The sequence below is a fragment of the Streptomyces luteoverticillatus genome (assembly GCF_003970715.1).
Lineage (GTDB): Bacteria > Actinomycetota > Actinomycetes > Streptomycetales > Streptomycetaceae > Streptomyces > Streptomyces abikoensis.
This window is the reverse complement of record NZ_CP034587.1, coordinates 3,268,519-3,284,951: the sequence shown is the minus strand read 5'-3', so window position 1 is coordinate 3,284,951 and position 16,433 is coordinate 3,268,519. Positions and strand designations below refer to the sequence as shown.

General features: G+C 71.2%; 13 protein-coding genes and 1 pseudogene. 13 read left to right on the top strand and 1 reads right to left on the bottom strand.

What is annotated here, in order from left to right:
• Window positions 1-9 precede the first annotated feature (9 nt).
• The 13 genes and pseudogenes from EKH77_RS14355 to nuoN all read left to right on the top strand — a co-directional run bounded on the left by EKH77_RS14355 (window position 10) and on the right by nuoN (window position 15,752).
• Window positions 10-563: pseudogene (locus EKH77_RS14355) on the top strand (NuoB/complex I 20 kDa subunit family protein).
• Entirely contained in the window at window positions 560-1,330 is a 771-nt protein-coding gene (locus tag EKH77_RS14350) for an NADH-quinone oxidoreductase subunit C (RefSeq protein ID WP_126914769.1), read from the top strand. The pseudogene EKH77_RS14355 and the gene EKH77_RS14350 overlap by 4 nt, the downstream one beginning before the upstream one ends.
• The gene (locus EKH77_RS14345; protein ID WP_126914768.1) at window positions 1,330-2,709 is read left to right on the top strand and encodes an NADH-quinone oxidoreductase subunit D; all 1,380 of its coding nucleotides are present in this window, start codon (window positions 1,330-1,332) and stop codon (window positions 2,707-2,709) included. Before EKH77_RS14350 ends, EKH77_RS14345 begins: the two co-directional genes overlap by 1 nt.
• Window positions 2,710-2,726: 17 nt before the next feature.
• Window positions 2,727-3,539 carry an NADH-quinone oxidoreductase subunit NuoE gene (gene nuoE, locus EKH77_RS14340; protein WP_126918068.1) on the top strand — a complete coding sequence of 271 codons (813 nt, stop codon included), beginning with the start codon at window positions 2,727-2,729 and terminating at the stop codon, window positions 3,537-3,539.
• Window positions 3,536-4,906 (top strand): NADH-quinone oxidoreductase subunit NuoF, encoded by a 1,371-nt coding sequence (gene nuoF, locus EKH77_RS14335; protein ID WP_126914767.1) that lies wholly within the window; start codon window positions 3,536-3,538, stop codon window positions 4,904-4,906. Before nuoE ends, nuoF begins: the two co-directional genes overlap by 4 nt.
• Window positions 4,903-7,413 carry an NADH-quinone oxidoreductase subunit G gene (locus EKH77_RS14330; RefSeq protein ID WP_126914766.1) on the top strand — a complete coding sequence of 837 codons (2,511 nt, stop codon included), beginning with the start codon at window positions 4,903-4,905 and terminating at the stop codon, window positions 7,411-7,413. The genes nuoF and EKH77_RS14330 overlap by 4 nt, the downstream gene beginning before the upstream one ends.
• Window positions 7,414-7,451: 38 nt before the next feature.
• Window positions 7,452-8,786 carry an NADH-quinone oxidoreductase subunit NuoH gene (nuoH, locus tag EKH77_RS14325; RefSeq protein WP_126918067.1) on the top strand — a complete coding sequence of 445 codons (1,335 nt, stop codon included), beginning with the start codon at window positions 7,452-7,454 and terminating at the stop codon, window positions 8,784-8,786.
• A gap of 45 nt (window positions 8,787-8,831) precedes the next feature.
• Window positions 8,832-9,389 (top strand): NADH-quinone oxidoreductase subunit NuoI, encoded by a 558-nt coding sequence (nuoI, locus tag EKH77_RS14320; protein WP_126914765.1) that lies wholly within the window; start codon window positions 8,832-8,834, stop codon window positions 9,387-9,389.
• Complete coding sequence (locus EKH77_RS14315; RefSeq protein ID WP_126914764.1) at window positions 9,386-10,225, top strand: NADH-quinone oxidoreductase subunit J; 840 nt, start codon at window positions 9,386-9,388, stop codon at window positions 10,223-10,225. Before nuoI ends, EKH77_RS14315 begins: the two co-directional genes overlap by 4 nt.
• Complete coding sequence (nuoK, locus tag EKH77_RS14310) at window positions 10,222-10,521, top strand: NADH-quinone oxidoreductase subunit NuoK (RefSeq protein WP_126914763.1); 300 nt, start codon at window positions 10,222-10,224, stop codon at window positions 10,519-10,521. Before EKH77_RS14315 ends, nuoK begins: the two co-directional genes overlap by 4 nt.
• 13 nt (window positions 10,522-10,534) lie before the next feature.
• On the top strand, window positions 10,535-12,475 hold the full coding sequence (gene nuoL, locus EKH77_RS14305; RefSeq protein WP_126914762.1) for an NADH-quinone oxidoreductase subunit L: 1,941 nt from the start codon (window positions 10,535-10,537) through the stop codon (window positions 12,473-12,475).
• 2 nt (window positions 12,476-12,477) lie between these two features.
• The gene (locus EKH77_RS14300) at window positions 12,478-14,100 is read left to right on the top strand and encodes an NADH-quinone oxidoreductase subunit M (RefSeq protein ID WP_126914761.1); all 1,623 of its coding nucleotides are present in this window, start codon (window positions 12,478-12,480) and stop codon (window positions 14,098-14,100) included.
• On the top strand, window positions 14,097-15,752 hold the full coding sequence (gene nuoN, locus EKH77_RS14295; RefSeq protein WP_126914760.1) for an NADH-quinone oxidoreductase subunit NuoN: 1,656 nt from the start codon (window positions 14,097-14,099) through the stop codon (window positions 15,750-15,752). The genes EKH77_RS14300 and nuoN overlap by 4 nt, the downstream gene beginning before the upstream one ends.
• Window positions 15,753-15,837: 85 nt before the next feature.
• On the opposite strand, the gene EKH77_RS14290 is transcribed toward nuoN, so the two are convergent.
• Complete coding sequence (locus EKH77_RS14290) at window positions 15,838-16,368, bottom strand: hypothetical protein (RefSeq protein WP_126914759.1); 531 nt, start codon at window positions 16,366-16,368, stop codon at window positions 15,838-15,840.
• Window positions 16,369-16,433 lie beyond the last annotated feature (65 nt).

Below are 16,433 nucleotides of genomic sequence, written 5' to 3'. Positions count from 1 at the left end.
GCTCGTCGCATGGGACTTGAGGAGAAGCTGCCGAGCGGCTTTCTGCTGACATCCGTCGAACAGGCCGCGGGATGGGTGCGCAAGGCGTCCGTCTTCCCGGCCACCTTCGGCCTTGCCTGCTGTGCCATCGAGATGATGACGACGGGAGCGGGGCGCTATGACCTCGCCCGCTTCGGCATGGAGGTCTTCCGGGGCTCCCCCGCCAGGCCGATCTGATGATCGTGGCGGGGCGGGTGAGCCAGAAGATGGCGCCCGTGCTGCGTCAGGTCTACGACCAGATGCCCAGCCCCAAGTGGGTGATCTCCATGGGGGTCTGCGCGTCCAGCGGCGGCATGTTCAACAACTACGCGATCGTGCAGGGCGTCGACCACGTCGTGCCGGTCGACATCTATCTGCCCGGCTGCCCGCCCCGGCCCGAGATGCTCATGGACTCGATCCTCAAGCTGCACAAGAAGATCCAGCACGAGAAGCTCGGCCCGCAGCGCGCGGAGGCGGAGGCCGAGGCGGAGAAGACGGCCCTCAAGGCCCTGCCCCTCATCGACATGAAGGGGCTGCTGCGATGAGCGACCCGAAGCCCACCGAGGGCCCCAAGCCTCCCAAGCCCCCCAACGGCGTCAACCCCGACAAGGACCTCGACGCCCAGAACCTCCCCGGCCAGCGCCTCGACCACGGCGAGGTCATCGGTGTCCGGCGCGGCATGTTCGGCCCGAACAACGGCGGCGACACCACCGGCTACGGCCGGCTCGTCCGCACCGTACGGCTGCCGGGCGAGGCCACCCGTCCCTACGGGGGGTGGTTCGACGAGGTGGCGGACGAGCTGGAAGGCGCCCTGGAGGAGCAGGGGCTGGTCCCGGAGAACGCGATCGAGAAGACCGTGGTCGACCGGGGCGAGCTCACCTTCCACATCGCCCGCGAGCACCTGCCGCGTGTCGCCCGGACCCTGCGCGACGACCCGGCGCTCCGCTTCGAGCTGTGCACCGGGGTCAGCGGGGTGCACCTCCCCGGGGACAAGGGGCGCGAGCTGCACGCCGTCTACCACCTGCGCTCGATCACCCACAACCGGCTGATCCGGCTGGAGGTGAGCGCGCCCGACGCCGATCCGCACGTCCCGTCGATCGTCGACGTCTACCCGACGAACGACTGGCACGAGCGCGAGACGTACGACTTCTTCGGCCTGGTCTTCGACGGCCATCCGGCGCTCACGCGGATCATGATGCCGGACGACTGGCAGGGCTTTCCGCAGCGCAAGGACTACCCCCTCGGCGGCATCCCCGTCGAGTACAAGGGCGCCCGGATCCCGGCCCCCGACCAGCGGAGGTCGTACTCGTGATGTCCACCCCCAACGGGACCGTCCCGCCCAACGGGACCGCCAACGAGACCCCGCACGACAGCGGCGCCCCCGCCGGCGCGCGCGAGACCACCGAGGGCACCGTCTACACCGTCACCGGCGGCGACTGGAACGAGATCGCCGCCGCCGCCAAGCGGGCCGACGACGAGCGGATCGTCGTCAACATGGGTCCCCAGCACCCCTCCACCCACGGGGTGCTCCGGCTCATCCTGGAGATCGACGGCGAGACGGTCACCGAGGCCCGCTGCGGCATCGGCTACCTCCACACCGGCATCGAGAAGAACCTGGAGTTCCGCAACTGGACCCAGGGCACCACCTTCGTGACGCGCATGGACTACCTCACGCCGTTCTTCAACGAGACGGCGTACTGCCTGGGCGTGGAGCGGCTGCTCGGCATCGAGGAGCAGGTCCCCGACCGGGCCTCCGTCATCCGGGTGATGCTCATGGAGCTGAACCGAATCTCCTCCCACCTGGTGGCCATCGCCACCGGCGGCATGGAGCTCGGCGCCACCACGATCATGATCTACGGCTTCCGCGACCGCGAGATGATCCTCGACATCTTCGAGCTCATCACCGGCCTGCGGATGAACCACGCGTACGTCCGCCCCGGCGGCCTCGCCCAGGACCTGCCGCCCGGCGCGGTCGACCAGGTCCGTGAGTTCGTCAAGAAGATGCGCCGGAATCTCCCCGAGTACGACAAGCTCGCCACCGGGAACCCCATCTTCAAGGGCCGGATGGAGGGCATCGGTCACCTCGACCTCACCGGCTGCATGGCGCTGGGCGCCACCGGGCCGATCCTGCGCTCCGCCGGGCTCCCGCACGACCTGCGCAAGGCCCAGCCCTACTGCGGCTACGAGAACTACGACTTCGACGTGCCGACCGCCGACACCTGCGACGCCTACGGCCGCTTCCTGATCCGGCTGGACGAGATGCGGCAGTCGCTGCGGATCGTCGAGCAGTGCCTGGACCGGCTCCAGCCGGGCCCGGTCATGGTCGCCGACAAGAAGATCGCCTGGCCGGCGCAGCTGGCCCTCGGGCCGGACGGGCTCGGCAACTCCCTCGACCACATCAAGAAGATCATGGGCACCTCGATGGAGGCCCTGATCCACCACTTCAAGCTGGTGACGGAGGGCTTCCGGGTGCCGCCGGGGCAGGCGTACGTCGCCGTGGAGTCGCCCAAGGGGGAGCTGGGCGTGCACGTCGTCAGCGACGGCGGCACCCGCCCCTACCGGGTCCACTTCCGGGACCCGTCCTTCACCAACCTCCAGGCCATGGCGGCGATGTGCGAGGGCGGCATGGTCGCCGACGTCATCGTGGCGGTGGCGTCCATCGATCCCGTGATGGGAGGCGTCGACCGGTGAGTGACGCACCCGTGCAGATGGGGATGCCCGCGCTCCCCGCCCCCGACTATCCCGCCGATGTCCGCGCCCGGCTGGACGCGGACGCCGACGAGGTGATCGCCCGCTACCCCGACAGCCGCAGCGCGCTGCTGCCGCTGCTGCACCTCGTGCAGGCCGAGGACGGGCACGTCACCCGCACCGGCATCCGCTTCTGCGCCGAGCGGCTCGGGCTCACCACGGCGGAGGTCACGGCGGTCTCGACCTTCTACACCATGTACCGGCGCGCGCCCGGGGGCGACTACCAGGTGGGGGTGTGCACCAACACCCTGTGCGCGGTGCTGGGCGGCGACGCCATCTTCGACGAGCTCAAGCACCACCTGGGCGTCGCCAACGGCGGGACGACCGAGGACGGCAAGGTCACGCTGGAGCACATCGAGTGCAACGCGGCCTGCGACTACGCGCCCGTGGTGATGGTCAACTGGGAGTTCTTCGACAACCAGACGCCCGAGAGCGCCAAACGGCTCGTCGACGACCTCCGTGCCGGCCGCACCGTCGAGCCCACGCGCGGGGCGCCGCTGTGCACGTACAAGGAGACGGCCCGCATCCTGGCGGGCTTCCCCGACCGGCGGCCGGGTGCCGTCGAGGCGGGCGGCGGGGCCGGGTCCGCCTCGCTGGCCGGGCTGCGGCTGGCCAGGGGCGAGGGCGGGCACCGGGTGGTGCCGCCGCGCGGCGAGCCGCCGCAGGACGAGCGCCCGGCGGAGCACCTCAGCTCCCACGACGCGCCGCAGGAGACGTCCGCCTCGGACCCCGCGCACCCCAGCGGACCGGTCACCGAGGAGGGGGAGGAATGACCATGGCGCCCGAGATCTTCGAGACCAGCCCCGAGAAGCTGCTCTCACCCGTCCTCAGCGCCTTCTGGGACGAGCCGCGCTCCTGGACGCTGGAGACGTATCTGCGGCACGAGGGCTACGAGGGCGCGCGCAAGGCCCTCGCGATGACCCCCGACGACGTCATCGCGTATGTGAAGGACTCCGGGCTGCGCGGCCGCGGCGGCGCCGGCTTCCCCACCGGGATGAAGTGGCAGTTCATCCCGCAGGGCGACGGCAAGCCGCACTACCTCGTCGTCAACGCCGACGAGTCCGAGCCCGGCACCTGCAAGGACATCCCCCTCCTCTTCGCCAACCCCCACTCCCTCATCGAGGGCATGGTGATCGCCTGCTGGGCGATCCGCTCCGACCGCGCCTTCATCTATCTGCGCGGCGAGACCGTCCCCGTGCTCCGCCGGCTGCACGAGGCCGTGCGCGAGGCGTACGCGGCGGGCTTCCTCGGCCGGAACGTCCTGGGCAGCGGACTCGACCTCGACGTCACCGTGCACGCGGGGGCGGGCGCCTACATCTGCGGCGAGGAGACCGCGCTGCTCGACTCGCTGGAGGGCCGCCGCGGCCAGCCCCGGCTCCGGCCCCCCTTCCCCGCGGTCGAAGGCCTCTACGCCTGCCCCACAGTGGTGAACAACGTCGAATCCATCGCCTCGGTTCCCGCGATCCTCAACCGGGGCAAGGAATGGTTCCGTTCGATGGGCAGCGAGAAGTCGCCCGGCTTCACGCTGTACTCCCTCAGCGGCCACGTCGCCAACCCCGGCCAGTACGAGGCGCCGTTGGGGATCACCCTCGGGCAACTGCTGGGCATGAGCGGCGGGATGCGCCCCGGCCACCGGCTCAAGTTCTGGACGCCCGGCGGCTCCTCGACCCCGCTGCTGACCGACGAGCACCTCGACGTCCCCCTGGACTACGAGGCGGTGGGCGCGGCCGGTTCGATGCTCGGCACCAAGGCCCTCCAGTGCTTCGACGAGACGACCTGCGTCGTGCGCGCCGTGACCCGCTGGACCGAGTTCTACGCCCACGAGTCCTGCGGCAAGTGCACGCCCTGCCGTGAAGGCACCTACTGGCTCGTCCAGTTGCTCCGCGACATCGAGGCGGGCAAGGGACGGATGGCCGACCTCGACAAGCTCGCCGACATCGCCGACAACATCAACGGCAAGTCGTTCTGCGCGCTGGGAGACGGCGCCGCCAGCCCGATCTTCTCCTCGCTGAAGTACTTCCGCGAGGAGTACGAGCAGCACATCAAGGGCAAGGGCTGCCCCTTCGACCCGGCGAGGTCGACGGTGTGGGCCGACGGTCCCGCCACCAACCAGCACGCTCACCTGGGGGTGAACGCATGACAGTGACCACGTCCGCCCCTTCCGGAGGAGGGAACGCGGCCGTCCCGCCGGAGGACCTGGTGTCCGTCACCATCGACGGCATCCAGCTCTCCGTGCCGAAGGGCACGCTCGTCATCCGGGCGGCCGAGCTGCTGGGCATCGAGATCCCGCGCTTCTGCGACCATCCGCTGCTGGATCCGGCGGGCGCGTGCAGACAGTGCATCGTCGAGGTCGAGGGCCAGCGCAAGCCCATGGCGTCCTGCACCATCACCTGCACGGACGGCATGGTGGTGAAGACCCAGCTCACCTCGCCCGTCGCCGAGAAGGCACAGCGCGGCGTGATGGAGCTGCTGCTCATCAACCACCCGCTGGACTGCCCCGTCTGCGACAAGGGCGGCGAGTGCCCCCTGCAGAACCAGGCCATGTCGGCGGGCCAGGCGGACAGCCGCTTCGAGGGCCGCAAGCGCACCTACGAGAAGCCGATCCCCATCTCCACGCAGATCCTGCTGGACCGCGAACGCTGTGTGCTGTGCGCGCGCTGCACCCGCTTCTCCAACGAGATCGCGGGCGACCCGATGATCGAGCTGCTGGAGCGCGGCGCGCTGGAACAGGTCGGCACGGGCGAGGGCGACCCCTTCCGGTCGTACTTCTCCGGCAACACCATCCAGATCTGCCCGGTGGGCGCCCTCACCTCGGCGGCGTACCGATTCCGCGCCCGCCCCTTCGACCTGGTCTCCTCGCCGTCGGTGTGCGAGCACTGCGCGGGCGGCTGCGCGCTGCGCACCGACCACCGGCGCGGCAAGGTGATGCGCCGGCTGGCCGCGGAGGACCCCGAGGTCAACGAGGAGTGGGTCTGCGACAAGGGCCGCTTCGCCTTCCGCTACGCGCAGCGGCCCGAGCGCTTCGACACCCCGCTGGTCCGGGACGACAGCGGCGTCCTCACGCCGGCTAGCTGGCCGGAGGCCCTGGAGATCGCGGCTCGTGGCCTTTCGGCGGCGCGCGGCCGGGCCGGGGTGCTGACCGGCGGCAGGCTGACGGTGGAGGACGCTTACGCCTACGCCAAGTTCGCCCGCGTCGCCCTCGACACCCACGACGTGGACTTCCGGGCGCGGACGCACAGCGCCGAGGAGGCCGACTTCCTCGCCGCCCACGTCGCCGGGCGCGGCCGGGACCTCGACGGCACGGGAGTGACGTACACGGCCCTGGAACAGGCGCCCGGCGTGCTGCTCGTGGGGCTGGAGGCCGAGGAGGAGGCGCCGGGCGTCTTCCTGCGGCTGCGCAAGGCGTGGCGCAAGCGCCGGCAGCGCCTGTTCGCGCTGGCCCCCTACGCGACCCCGGGCCTGACGAAGGCGGGCGGCACGCTGCTGCCGGCCGCGCCGGGCACGGAGCCGGAGTGGCTGCGGGCGCTGGCGGACTCGTCGGGTCTGGACGCGGCCGGGCGGGCGGCGTCGGACGCGCTGCGCGCGCCGGGCGCGCTGATCCTCGTCGGCGAGCGGCTGGCCGGGGTGCCCGGCGGGCTGTCGGCCGCCGTGGCGGCGGCCGGGGCGACGGGCGCGCGGCTGGTGTGGCTGCCGCGCCGGGCGGGCGAGCGGGGCGCGCTGGAGGCGGGGGCCCTGCCGGGGCTGCTGCCGGGCGGCCGGCCCGTCACCGACCCGAGGGCGCGGGAGGAGACGGCGGCGGTGTGGCGCGTGGCCGGACTGCCGCGCGGCGCTGGCCGGGACACCGGGCAGATCGTGGAGGCGGCGGCCACGGGAGAGCTGGCCGCGCTGCTCGTGGGCGGCGTGGAGGTCGCGGACCTGCCCGATCCGGCGCGGGCCCGCGAGGCGCTGGACGCGGTGGGCTTCCTCGTCAGCCTGGAGCAGCGGCCGAGCGAGGTGTCGGACCGGGCGGACGTGGTGCTGCCGGTGGCGGCCGTCGCCGAGAAGTCCGGGACGTTCCTCGACTGGGAGGGCCGGGCGCGGCCGTTCGAGGCGGCGCTCAAGCCGGACCAGCTCGCCGTGCGGCACACCCAGCCGGACTTCCGGGTGCTGCACATGCTGGCCGACGCCATGGACGTGCCCCTCGCCCTGGACGGCCTCCCGGCCGTGCGGGCCGAGCTGACGCGGCTGGGGGCCTGGGACGGCGAGCGGCCGGCCGGCCCGGCGGAGCCCGGCCGGGCTCCGGCGCGGCCCGAGCGCGGCGAGGCGGTCCTCGCGGGGCACCGGATGCTGCTGGACCGGGGTCGGCTCCAGGACGGGGACGAGGCGCTGGCCGGCACCCGGCACCCGGCGCTCGCCCGGGTGTCGGCGGCGACGGCGGCCGAGGCGGGGGTGCGCGACGGCGAACTCCTCGCCGTGACGGGCCCGTACGGCTCGGTGCGGCTGCCGCTGCGGATCACGGCCATGCCCGACCGGGTGGTCTGGCTCCCGCTGAACTCCGTCGGCGGGGGCGTCGCCTCCGACGTCGGGGCGCGGCCGGGCGAGGTGGTGCGCATCGGCGCGGACGCCGGTGACGAGGGTGGAGCGAAGAGGCCGGAGGTGCGGTCGTGAGTCCTGCTCTGAGTCAACTGGCCGTCGAGGACCTGTCGATGTTCGGCAGGGACCCCTGGTGGCTGGTGGTGATCAAGGCGGTCTTCTGCTTCGCGTTCCTGATGGTGACGGTGCTCTTCTCGATCGTCTGGGAGCGCAAGGTCGTCGCCTGGATGCAGCTGCGCATCGGCCCCAACCGGCACGGTCCTTGGGGGCTGCTGCAGTCGCTGGCGGACGGCGTCAAGCTGATGCTCAAGGAGGACGTGATCGTCCGCCGCGCGGACAAGATCGTCTACGTCCTCGCGCCGGTCGTCGCCGCCATCCCCGCGTTCATGGCCATCGCGGTGATCCCCTTCGGCCCGTCCGGCAACGAGGTCTCGATCCTCGGCCACCGCACGACGATGCAGCTCACCGACCTGCCGATCGCGATCCTCTACATCCTCGCGGTCGCCTCGGTCGGCATCTACGGCATCGTGCTGGCCGGCTGGTCGTCGGGCTCGACGTACCCGCTGCTCGGCGGGCTCCGCTCGTGCGCGCAGATGATCTCGTACGAGATCGCGATGGGCGCTGCCTTCGCGTCGGTCTTCCTCTACTCCGGCTCGATGTCGACCTCGGCGATCGTCGAGTCGCAGCACGACCGCTGGTACATCCTGTTGCTGCCGGTCTCCTTCGTCATCTACATCGCCACGATGGTCGGCGAGACCAACCGGGCCCCCTTCGACATGCCGGAGTCCGAGGGCGACCTGGTCGGCGGCTTCAACACCGAGTACTCGTCCATCAAGTTCGCGATGTTCATGCTCGCCGAGTACGTGAACATGGTGACGGTCTCGGCGGTCGCGACCACCCTCTTCCTGGGCGGCTGGCGGGCCCCGTACCCGCTCTCCGCGTTCTGGGAGGGCGCGAACCACGGCTGGTGGCCGATGCTGTGGTTCGTCATCAAGGTGCAGCTGCTGCTGTTCTTCTTCATCTGGCTGCGCGGCACGCTGCCCCGGGTGCGCTACGACCAGCTGATGAAGCTGGGATGGAAGGTGCTCATCCCGGTCTCGGTGGTCTGGCTGATGCTCGTCGCGACCGTACGGGCCCTGCGGAACGAGAACTACGCCTTCCAGGACATCGTGCTGTACGTCGGCGGCGGGGTCCTCGGGCTCCTGCTGCTGTCGCTGCTCTTCGACCTGTTCCACGGCAGGGGCGAGACGGACGGCGAGGTGGCGGGGGAGGGCGCCGAGGGGCCGGCGCCCGTCTTCGACCCCATGGCGGGGGGATTCCCCGTGCCGCCGCTGCCAGGCCAGAGCCTGCCGCCCGTGCCTCGGCGCCGGTCCCGCCAGGACCGGGAGCTGATTGTCAGTGGTGGGGTGGACACTCAGAGTGACCGAGAGGAGGCCGACGGTGTCTAGCGAGTCTTCCCGGGGGACACCCCCGGGGCTCCCTTCCAGAATCCCGTGGCCGGCTTCGGCGTGACCTTCAAGGCCATGTTCAAGAAGCGGCTGACCGAGCAGTACCCGGAGGAGAAGAAGCACACCGCGCCGCGCTTCCACGGCCGCCACCAGCTCAACCGCCATCCCGACGGCCTGGAGAAGTGCATCGGCTGCGAGCTGTGCGCCTGGGCCTGCCCGGCGGACGCGATCTACGTCGAGGGCGCGGACAACACCGACGAGGAGCGCTACTCGCCCGGCGAGCGCTACGGCCGCGTCTACCAGATCAACTACCTCCGCTGCATCCTGTGCGGCCTGTGCGTCGAGGCGTGCCCGACCCGCGCCCTGACGATGACCAACGAGTACGAACTGGCCGACGCCAGCCGCGAGTCGCTGATCTACACCAAGGAACAGCTCCTCGCGGGCCTCGAGGACCGCATGGTCGACACCCCGCACGCGATCTTCCCCGGCATGACCGAACAGGACTACTACCGGGGCCTGGTGACGGGCGCCGCCCCGGGCACGGTCCGGCAGGTAGCGGTCTCCAAGGGGGAGAAGCAAGAGGACGAGGGGGTGGAGGCATGAGCGGTCTCGCCGCCGCCTCGTACCTGACGTCCACGGGCGAGGCCGTCCAGTTCTGGATCCTGGCCGTCGTCGCCGTGGCCGGCGCGCTCGGCGCGGTGCTGATGAAGAAGGCCGTGCACAGCGCGCTCTGCCTCGCCGGGACGATGATCGTCCTCGCGGTGTTCTACCTCGCCAACGGCGCCTACTTCCTGGGCGTCGTGCAGATCGTCGTCTACACCGGCGCGATCATGATGCTGTTCCTGTTCGTCGTGATGCTCGTCGGCGTCACCGCCGCGGACTCGCTGAAGGAGACCATCAAGGGCCAGCGGCTCCTCGCCGGGCTGTGCGCCCTGGGCTTCGGCGTCCTGCTGGCCGCCGGCATCGCCAACGCCGCGCTGCGCGACTTCGACGGGCTGGGCCAGGCCAACGCCGGCGGCAACGTCCAGGGGCTCGCCGCGCTCCTGTTCACCAAGTACATCTTCGCCTTCGAGATCACCGGCGCGCTGCTCATCACGGCCGCCGTCGGGGCGATGGTGCTGACCCACCGCGAGCGCACCGAGCCCGCCGCCACTCAGCGCGAGCTGGCCGAGCGGCGCGTGCGCGGCGGCAGGCAGCTGCCGCCCCTGCCCGCCCCCGGCGTCTACGCCCGGCACAACGCCGTCGACATCCCCGGCCTGCTGCCCGACGGCACGCCCTCCGAGCTCACCGTCAACCCGACCCTGCGTGCGCGGGGCCAGATCCGCGACGTGTCGGGCGAGGCGCTCGCGGAGCTGGCCGCGCTGGAGCAGCGCTCCGAGGACTGGCTGGAGCGGGACAAGCGCCGCGCCGGGGAGCGCACCGAGGAGGGAGCCAAGTGAACCCCGTCAACTACCTCTATCTGGCGGCGCTGTTGTTCACCATCGGTGCCACCGGTGTGCTCATCCGGCGGAACGCGATCGTCATCTTCATGTGCGTCGAGCTGATGCTGAACGCCTGCAATCTGGCGTTCGTCACCTTCTCCCGGATGCACGGCAATCTCGACGGCCAGATCATCGCGTTCTTCACGATGGTCGTGGCCGCCGCCGAAGTCGTGGTGGGCCTCGCGATCATCGTGACGATCTTCCGGTCCCGCCACTCCGCCTCGGTCGACGACGCCGGCCTGCTGAAGCTGTAAGGGGACACTGACGGTGGAGAACCTCATCGGAACGCTCGTCCTGGTGCCCCTGCTGGGCGCGGGCGTGCTGCTGTGCGGCGGGCGGCGGCTCGACCGCGCGGGCCACTGGATCGGCACGTTCGCGGCCGCCCTGTCGTTCGTCATCGGCGTGGTGCTCTTCGCCGACATGCTGGGCCGGAGCGGCGAGGACCGCGAGCTGGCCGCGACCGTGTTCAGCTGGGTGCCCGTCGGCGGCTTCCGCGCCGACGTGGGCTTCCAGCTCGATCAGCTGTCGATGACCTTCGTCCTGCTGATCACGGGCGTGGGCTCGCTGATCCACCTCTACTCGGTGGGCTACATGGCCCACGACGAGCGGCGGCGGCGCTTCTTCGGCTATCTCAATCTCTTCCTCGCCGCGATGCTGCTGCTCGTCCTCGCCGACAACTACCTGCTGCTGTACGTCGGGTGGGAGGGCGTCGGTCTCGCGTCGTACCTGCTGATCGGCTTCTGGCAGCACAAGCCGAGCGCGGCCACGGCGGCGAAGAAGGCGTTCCTCGTCAACCGCGTCGGCGACATGGGCCTGTCCATCGCCATCATGCTGATGTTCACCACCTTCGGGACCTTCGCCTTCGGGCCGGTGCTGGAGAACGCGGACAAGGCGGGCGAGGGCAGGCTGACGGCCATCGGGCTGTTGCTGCTGCTGGCCGCCTGCGGCAAGTCGGCCCAGGTGCCGCTGCAGTCCTGGCTCGGGGACGCGATGGAGGGCCCCACGCCGGTCTCCGCGCTCATCCACGCGGCGACGATGGTCACCGCCGGGGTGTATCTGATCACCCGCTCGGGGGCGATCTTCGACGGGGCGCCGGACGCCCAGACGGCCGTCGTCACGGTCGGCGCGGTGACGCTGCTCTTCGGTGCGATCGTCGGTTGCGCCAAGGACGACATCAAGAAGGCCCTCGCCGGCTCGACGATGTCCCAGATCGGCTACATGGTCCTGGCCGCCGGGCTGGGCCCGATCGGCTACCCCTTCGCGATCATGCACCTGGTCACCCACGGCTTCTTCAAGGCCGGCCTCTTCCTCGGGGCGGGCTCGGTGATGCACGCCATGAACGACGAGGTCGACATGCGGCGTTACGGCGGACTGCGCCGCTATATGCCCATCACCTTCGTCACCTTCGGCCTCGGCTATCTCGCGATCATCGGCTTCCCCGGCCTGTCCGGCTTCTTCTCCAAGGACAAGATCATCGAGGCGGCCTTCGCCAAGGGCGGCACCGAGGGCTGGATCCTGGGCGGCGCGGCCCTGCTGGGCGCGGCCATCACGGCGTACTACATGACGCGCGTGATGCTGCTGACCTTCTTCGGCGAGAAGCGCTGGCAGCCCGCGCCCTCGCCGGAGGAGCCCGGCGCCGAACCGGCCGCCGAGACCCGTGGCGAGGGCCGGATGCCCCACCCGCACGAGTCGCCCAAGGTGATGACGATCCCGATGATCGTGCTCGCCGCCGGCTCGGTCCTCGCGGGCGGCCTGTTCAGCCTCAACGACGCCTTCCTCAACTGGCTGCGGCCCGTCACCGGCCACGAGGAGGGCCACTCGCCCGTCACCGCCGTGCAGGTCACCACGGCCACCCTGGTGGTCCTCTTCATCGGTGTGGCGCTCGCCTGGGCGCAGTACGGGCGCCGGCCCGTGCCCGTCACCGCGCCGCCCGGGAGCCTGCCGGTGCGGATCGCCCGCCGCGATCTGCTCCAGGACGACATCAACCACATCGTGCTGGTCCGGGGCGGCGAGCACCTGACGCGGAGCCTGGTCTACGTCGACCACACGCTGGTGGACGGCGTCGTCAACGGCACCGCCGCCGCCGTCGGCGGGCTGTCGGGCCGGATGCGCAGGCTCCAGAACGGCTTCGCGCGGTCGTACGCGGTCTCGATGTTCGGCGGTGCGGCGGTGCTCATCGCCGCGACCCTGCTGATGAGGGCGGTCTAGTCATGTCATTTCCCCTGCTGACGGCCACGGCGGTGGTGCCCGCGCTGGGCGCGGTCGCCACGGCCGCCGTCCCGGCCGAGCGGCGCGCGGCCGCCAAGTGGCTCGCGCTGGCCGTCTCGCTGGTCACGCTGGTGCTGGCGGCGGTACAGCTCGTGCGCTTCGACCCGGACGTGAAGGGCCCGTTCCAGCTCACCGAGTCGCACGCCTGGATCGCCGCGTTCGGTGTCCGCTACGACCTGGGCGTGGACGGCATCTCGGTCGTCCTGATCGGGCTCACCGCGCTGCTGATCCCCTTCATCGTCCTCGCCGGCTGGCACGACGCCGACCCCCTGGAGACCCACTCCTCGCGGTGGCGGCCCACCCAGGGCTTCTTCGCGCTGATCCTGATGGTCGAGGCGATGGTGGTGATCGCCTTCGAGGCCACCGACGTCTTCCTCTTCTACATCTTCTTCGAAGCCATGCTCATCCCGATGTACTTCCTCATCGGCGGCTTCGGCGACCGGGCAGGGGAGCGCGGCGAGGCCGAGAGCGCCACCCAGCGCTCGTACGCGGCGGTGAAGTTCCTGCTCTACAACCTCGTCGGCGGACTGATCATGCTCGCCGCCGTCATCGGGCTGTACGCGGTCACCGCCGACCAGCTGGGCAGCGGCACCTTCTCCCTCACGGAGATCGTCCAGGCGCGGGCGGCCGGGAAGCTGGAGTTCGCGACCGTCACCGAACGGGCGCTGTTCCTCGGCTTCTTCTTCGCCTTCGCCGTCAAGGCGCCGCTGTGGCCGCTGCACACCTGGCTGCCCAACGCCATGGGCGAGGCCACCGCGCCCGTCGCCGTGCTGATCACCGCGGTGGTCGACAAGGTCGGCACGTTCGCGATGCTCCGCTTCTGCCTCCAGCTCTTCCCGGAGGCGTCGAAGTGGGCGACGCCGGTGATCCTCGTGCTGTCGCTGATCAGCATCCTCTACGGGGCGCTGCTGGCCGTCGGGCAGCGGGACATCAAGCGCCTGATCGCCTACGCCTCGATCTCCCACTTCGGCTTCATCGTCCTGGGCGTCTTCGCGATGACCACCCAGGGCCAGAGCGGTGCGACGCTCTACATGGTCAACCACGGGATCTCCACCGCCGCGCTGATGCTGGTCGCGGGCTTCCTGATCTCCCGGCGCGGCTCCCGGCTCATCGCCGACTACGGCGGGGTGCAGAAGGTGGCCCCCGTGCTCGCCGGCACCTTCCTGATCGGCGGTCTGGCCACCCTGTCGCTGCCGGGGCTCGCGCCCTTCGTCTCCGAATTCCTCGTCCTGGTCGGCACCTTCAGCCGCTACCCGGTCGCCGGGGCCGTCGCCACCGTCGGCATCGTGCTCGCCGCGCTCTACGTCCTCGTGCTCTACCAGCGGACGATGACGGGCCCGGTGGCCGAGCCCGTGCGGGAGATGCCCGACCTGCGGGCGCGTGAACTGGCCGTCGTGGCACCGCTGATCGCGCTGCTGCTCTTCCTGGGCGTCTACCCCAAGCCCGTGACACAGCTGTTGGACCCGGCGGTCGCGCACACCATGTCGCAGGTCCACAAGAGCGATCCCCAGCCCGCTGTGCATGTCAACGACGCCCACGTGAACGATGTGGAGGCCGCCAAGTGAGCCACGCGGAAACTGTCCACAGCCTGTGGACACTGGCGGCGGCCGAGGCGCCGAAGAAGATCCCCGGCCCGCACATCGAGTACGTCCAGCTGTCCCCCACGCTGATCGTGCTCGGCGCCGCGCTCCTCGGCGTCCTCGCCGAGGCCTTCCTGCCGCGTGGCGTCCGGCACCGCGCCCAGCTCGGGCTGGCCGCCGTCGGCCTGGCGGCGGCCTTCGCCGCCGTCGTCGCCCTGGCGGCGGGCGGCTACGCGTCGGACAAGTCCCACGTGGCGGCCATGGGCGCCGTCGCCGTCGACGGGCCCGCGCTGTTCCTCCAGGGCACCATTCTCCTCGTCGCCCTGGTGGCCGTGTTCACCTTCGCCGAGCGCCGGCTCGACCCGGCGGCCGACGGCCGGCCCGTCGACTCCTTCGCCGCGCAGGCCGCCGCCGTGCCGGGCGGGGACGCGGAGCGGGAGGCGGTGGCGGCGGGGCTGGTCACCACCGAGGTCTTCCCGCTGGTGATGTTCGCCGTCGGCGGCATGCTCGTCTTCCCCGCCGCCGACGATCTGCTGACGCTGTTCGTCGCCCTGGAGGTGTTCTCCCTCCCGCTGTACATCCTGTGCGGCCTGGCCCGCCGTCAGCGGCTGCTGTCGCAGGAGTCGGCCGTCAAGTACTTCCTGCTGGGCGCCTTCTCCTCCGCGTTCCTCCTCTTCGGGATCGCGCTGCTCTACGGCTACGCGGGCACCGTCACCTACGCGGGCATCGCCGACGTCGTCAGCGGCGCCACGCGGGTCATGGACCCGGCGCTGGCGGGCAGCACGGCCAATGACGCGCTGCTGCTGGTCGGTGTGGCCATGGTGCTGATGGGGCTGCTGTTCAAGGTCGGCGCGGTGCCGTTCCACATGTGGACGCCCGACGTCTACCAGGGCGCCCCCACACCGGTCACCGGCTTCATGGCGGCGGCCACCAAGGTCGCGGCCTTCGGCGCGCTGCTGCGGCTGCTCTATGTGGTCCTGCCGGGGATGCGCTGGGACTGGCGGCCCGTGATGTGGGGCGTTGCGATCGTCACGATGCTCGTCGGCGCGATCGTGGCCGTCACCCAGACCGATGTGAAGCGGCTGCTGGCCTACTCCTCCATCGCCCACGCGGGCTTCATCCTCGCCGGTGTCATCGCGGCCACCCCCGACGGCGTCTCGTCGGTCCTCTTCTATCTGGCCGCGTATTCCTTCGTCACGCTGGGCGCGTTCGCGGTGGTGACGCTGGTGCGGGACGCGGGCGGCGAGGCCACCCACCTGTCGAAGTGGGCGGGGCTCGGGCGGCGTTCGCCGCTGGTGGCGGCGGTCTTCGCGGTCTTCCTGCTGGCCTTCGCGGGCATCCCGCTGACCAGCGGCTTCGCGGGGAAGTTCGCGGTGTTCAAGGCGGCCGCGCAGGGCGGGGCGGCGCCGCTGGTCATCGTCGGTGTGCTGTCCTCGGCGATCGCGGCGTTCTTCTACATCCGGGTGATCGTGCTGATGTTCTTCAGCGAGCCCAAGGCCGACGGGCCCACCGTCGCGGTGCCCAGCCCGCTGACGTCCTCGGCCATCGCCATCGGCGTCGCGGTCACCCTCGTCCTCGGTGTGGCCCCCCAGTACTTCCTGGAACTGGCCGGGCAGGCGGGCGTCTTCGTCCGGTAGGCCCTACGACCAGCCCACGACGCGACGGCGCCCGGCACCCCCGCGAGGGGGGCCGGGCGCCGTCGCACGTACGTCGGCGTCGGCGTCAGCCGGCGGGCTTGGCCGGGATGCCGGCCGGCAGGCCTGCGGGCAGACCCGCGGGCTTGCCGTCGGAGCCCACGGCCTTGGTGAGGGTGTCCTCCTTGCCGGAGGCCCAGGCGATCGTCAGCGACTTGCCGTCGAAGCTCTTGACGGTGCCCTTGCTGTAGTCGGTGCTGCCGTCCTGGCAGTGGGTGATCTCCAGCGTGACGGGCTGCGCGTTGTCGACGACGGTGCCGGAGCACGCCGTCTTCGCGCTGAGCGACACCTTGCTGCCGGCGAACACCAGGACCAGCAGGCTCTGGTCGGACAGCTTGCCCTTCGACCAGCCGCCCTTGAGGTCGGCGGCCGAGACGCGCTGCGCGGGGGCGCTCGACGCGGCGCCGCCCGGGGTGGGCTTGCCGCTGTCGGCGGTCGCCGGGGCGGTGGCCCCGGTCTCCTTGCTCTTGTCCCCGCCCTTGTCGCTGCTGCTGCCGCAGCCGGTCATCAGCACAGCGGCCACCGCGGCCGCCCCCGTGATCTGTACTGCCTTGCGCACGTGCGCCCTTTCTCTTGTCATGTCCCGACCCGGTGGGGCCGGGCACGACAAGCTAGCAGCACGTC

What these genes read in the sequence shown, in the direction of transcription:
- EKH77_RS14330 (WP_126914766.1), top strand. Translation starts at nt 4,903, where the DNA reads ATGACAGTGACCACGTCCGCCCCTTCCGGAGGAGGGAACGCGGCCGTC.
- EKH77_RS14350 (WP_126914769.1), top strand. Translation starts at nt 560, where the DNA reads ATGAGCGACCCGAAGCCCACCGAGGGCCCCAAGCCTCCCAAGCCCCCC.
- EKH77_RS14300 (WP_126914761.1), top strand. Translation starts at nt 12,478, where the DNA reads ATGTCATTTCCCCTGCTGACGGCCACGGCGGTGGTGCCCGCGCTGGGC.
- EKH77_RS14315 (WP_126914764.1), top strand. Translation starts at nt 9,386, where the DNA reads ATGAGCGGTCTCGCCGCCGCCTCGTACCTGACGTCCACGGGCGAGGCC.
- nuoF (WP_126914767.1), top strand. Translation starts at nt 3,536, where the DNA reads ATGACCATGGCGCCCGAGATCTTCGAGACCAGCCCCGAGAAGCTGCTC.
- nuoH (WP_126918067.1), top strand. Translation starts at nt 7,452, where the DNA reads ATGTTCGGCAGGGACCCCTGGTGGCTGGTGGTGATCAAGGCGGTCTTC.
- EKH77_RS14345 (WP_126914768.1), top strand. Translation starts at nt 1,330, where the DNA reads ATGTCCACCCCCAACGGGACCGTCCCGCCCAACGGGACCGCCAACGAG.
- nuoE (WP_126918068.1), top strand. Translation starts at nt 2,727, where the DNA reads ATGGGGATGCCCGCGCTCCCCGCCCCCGACTATCCCGCCGATGTCCGC.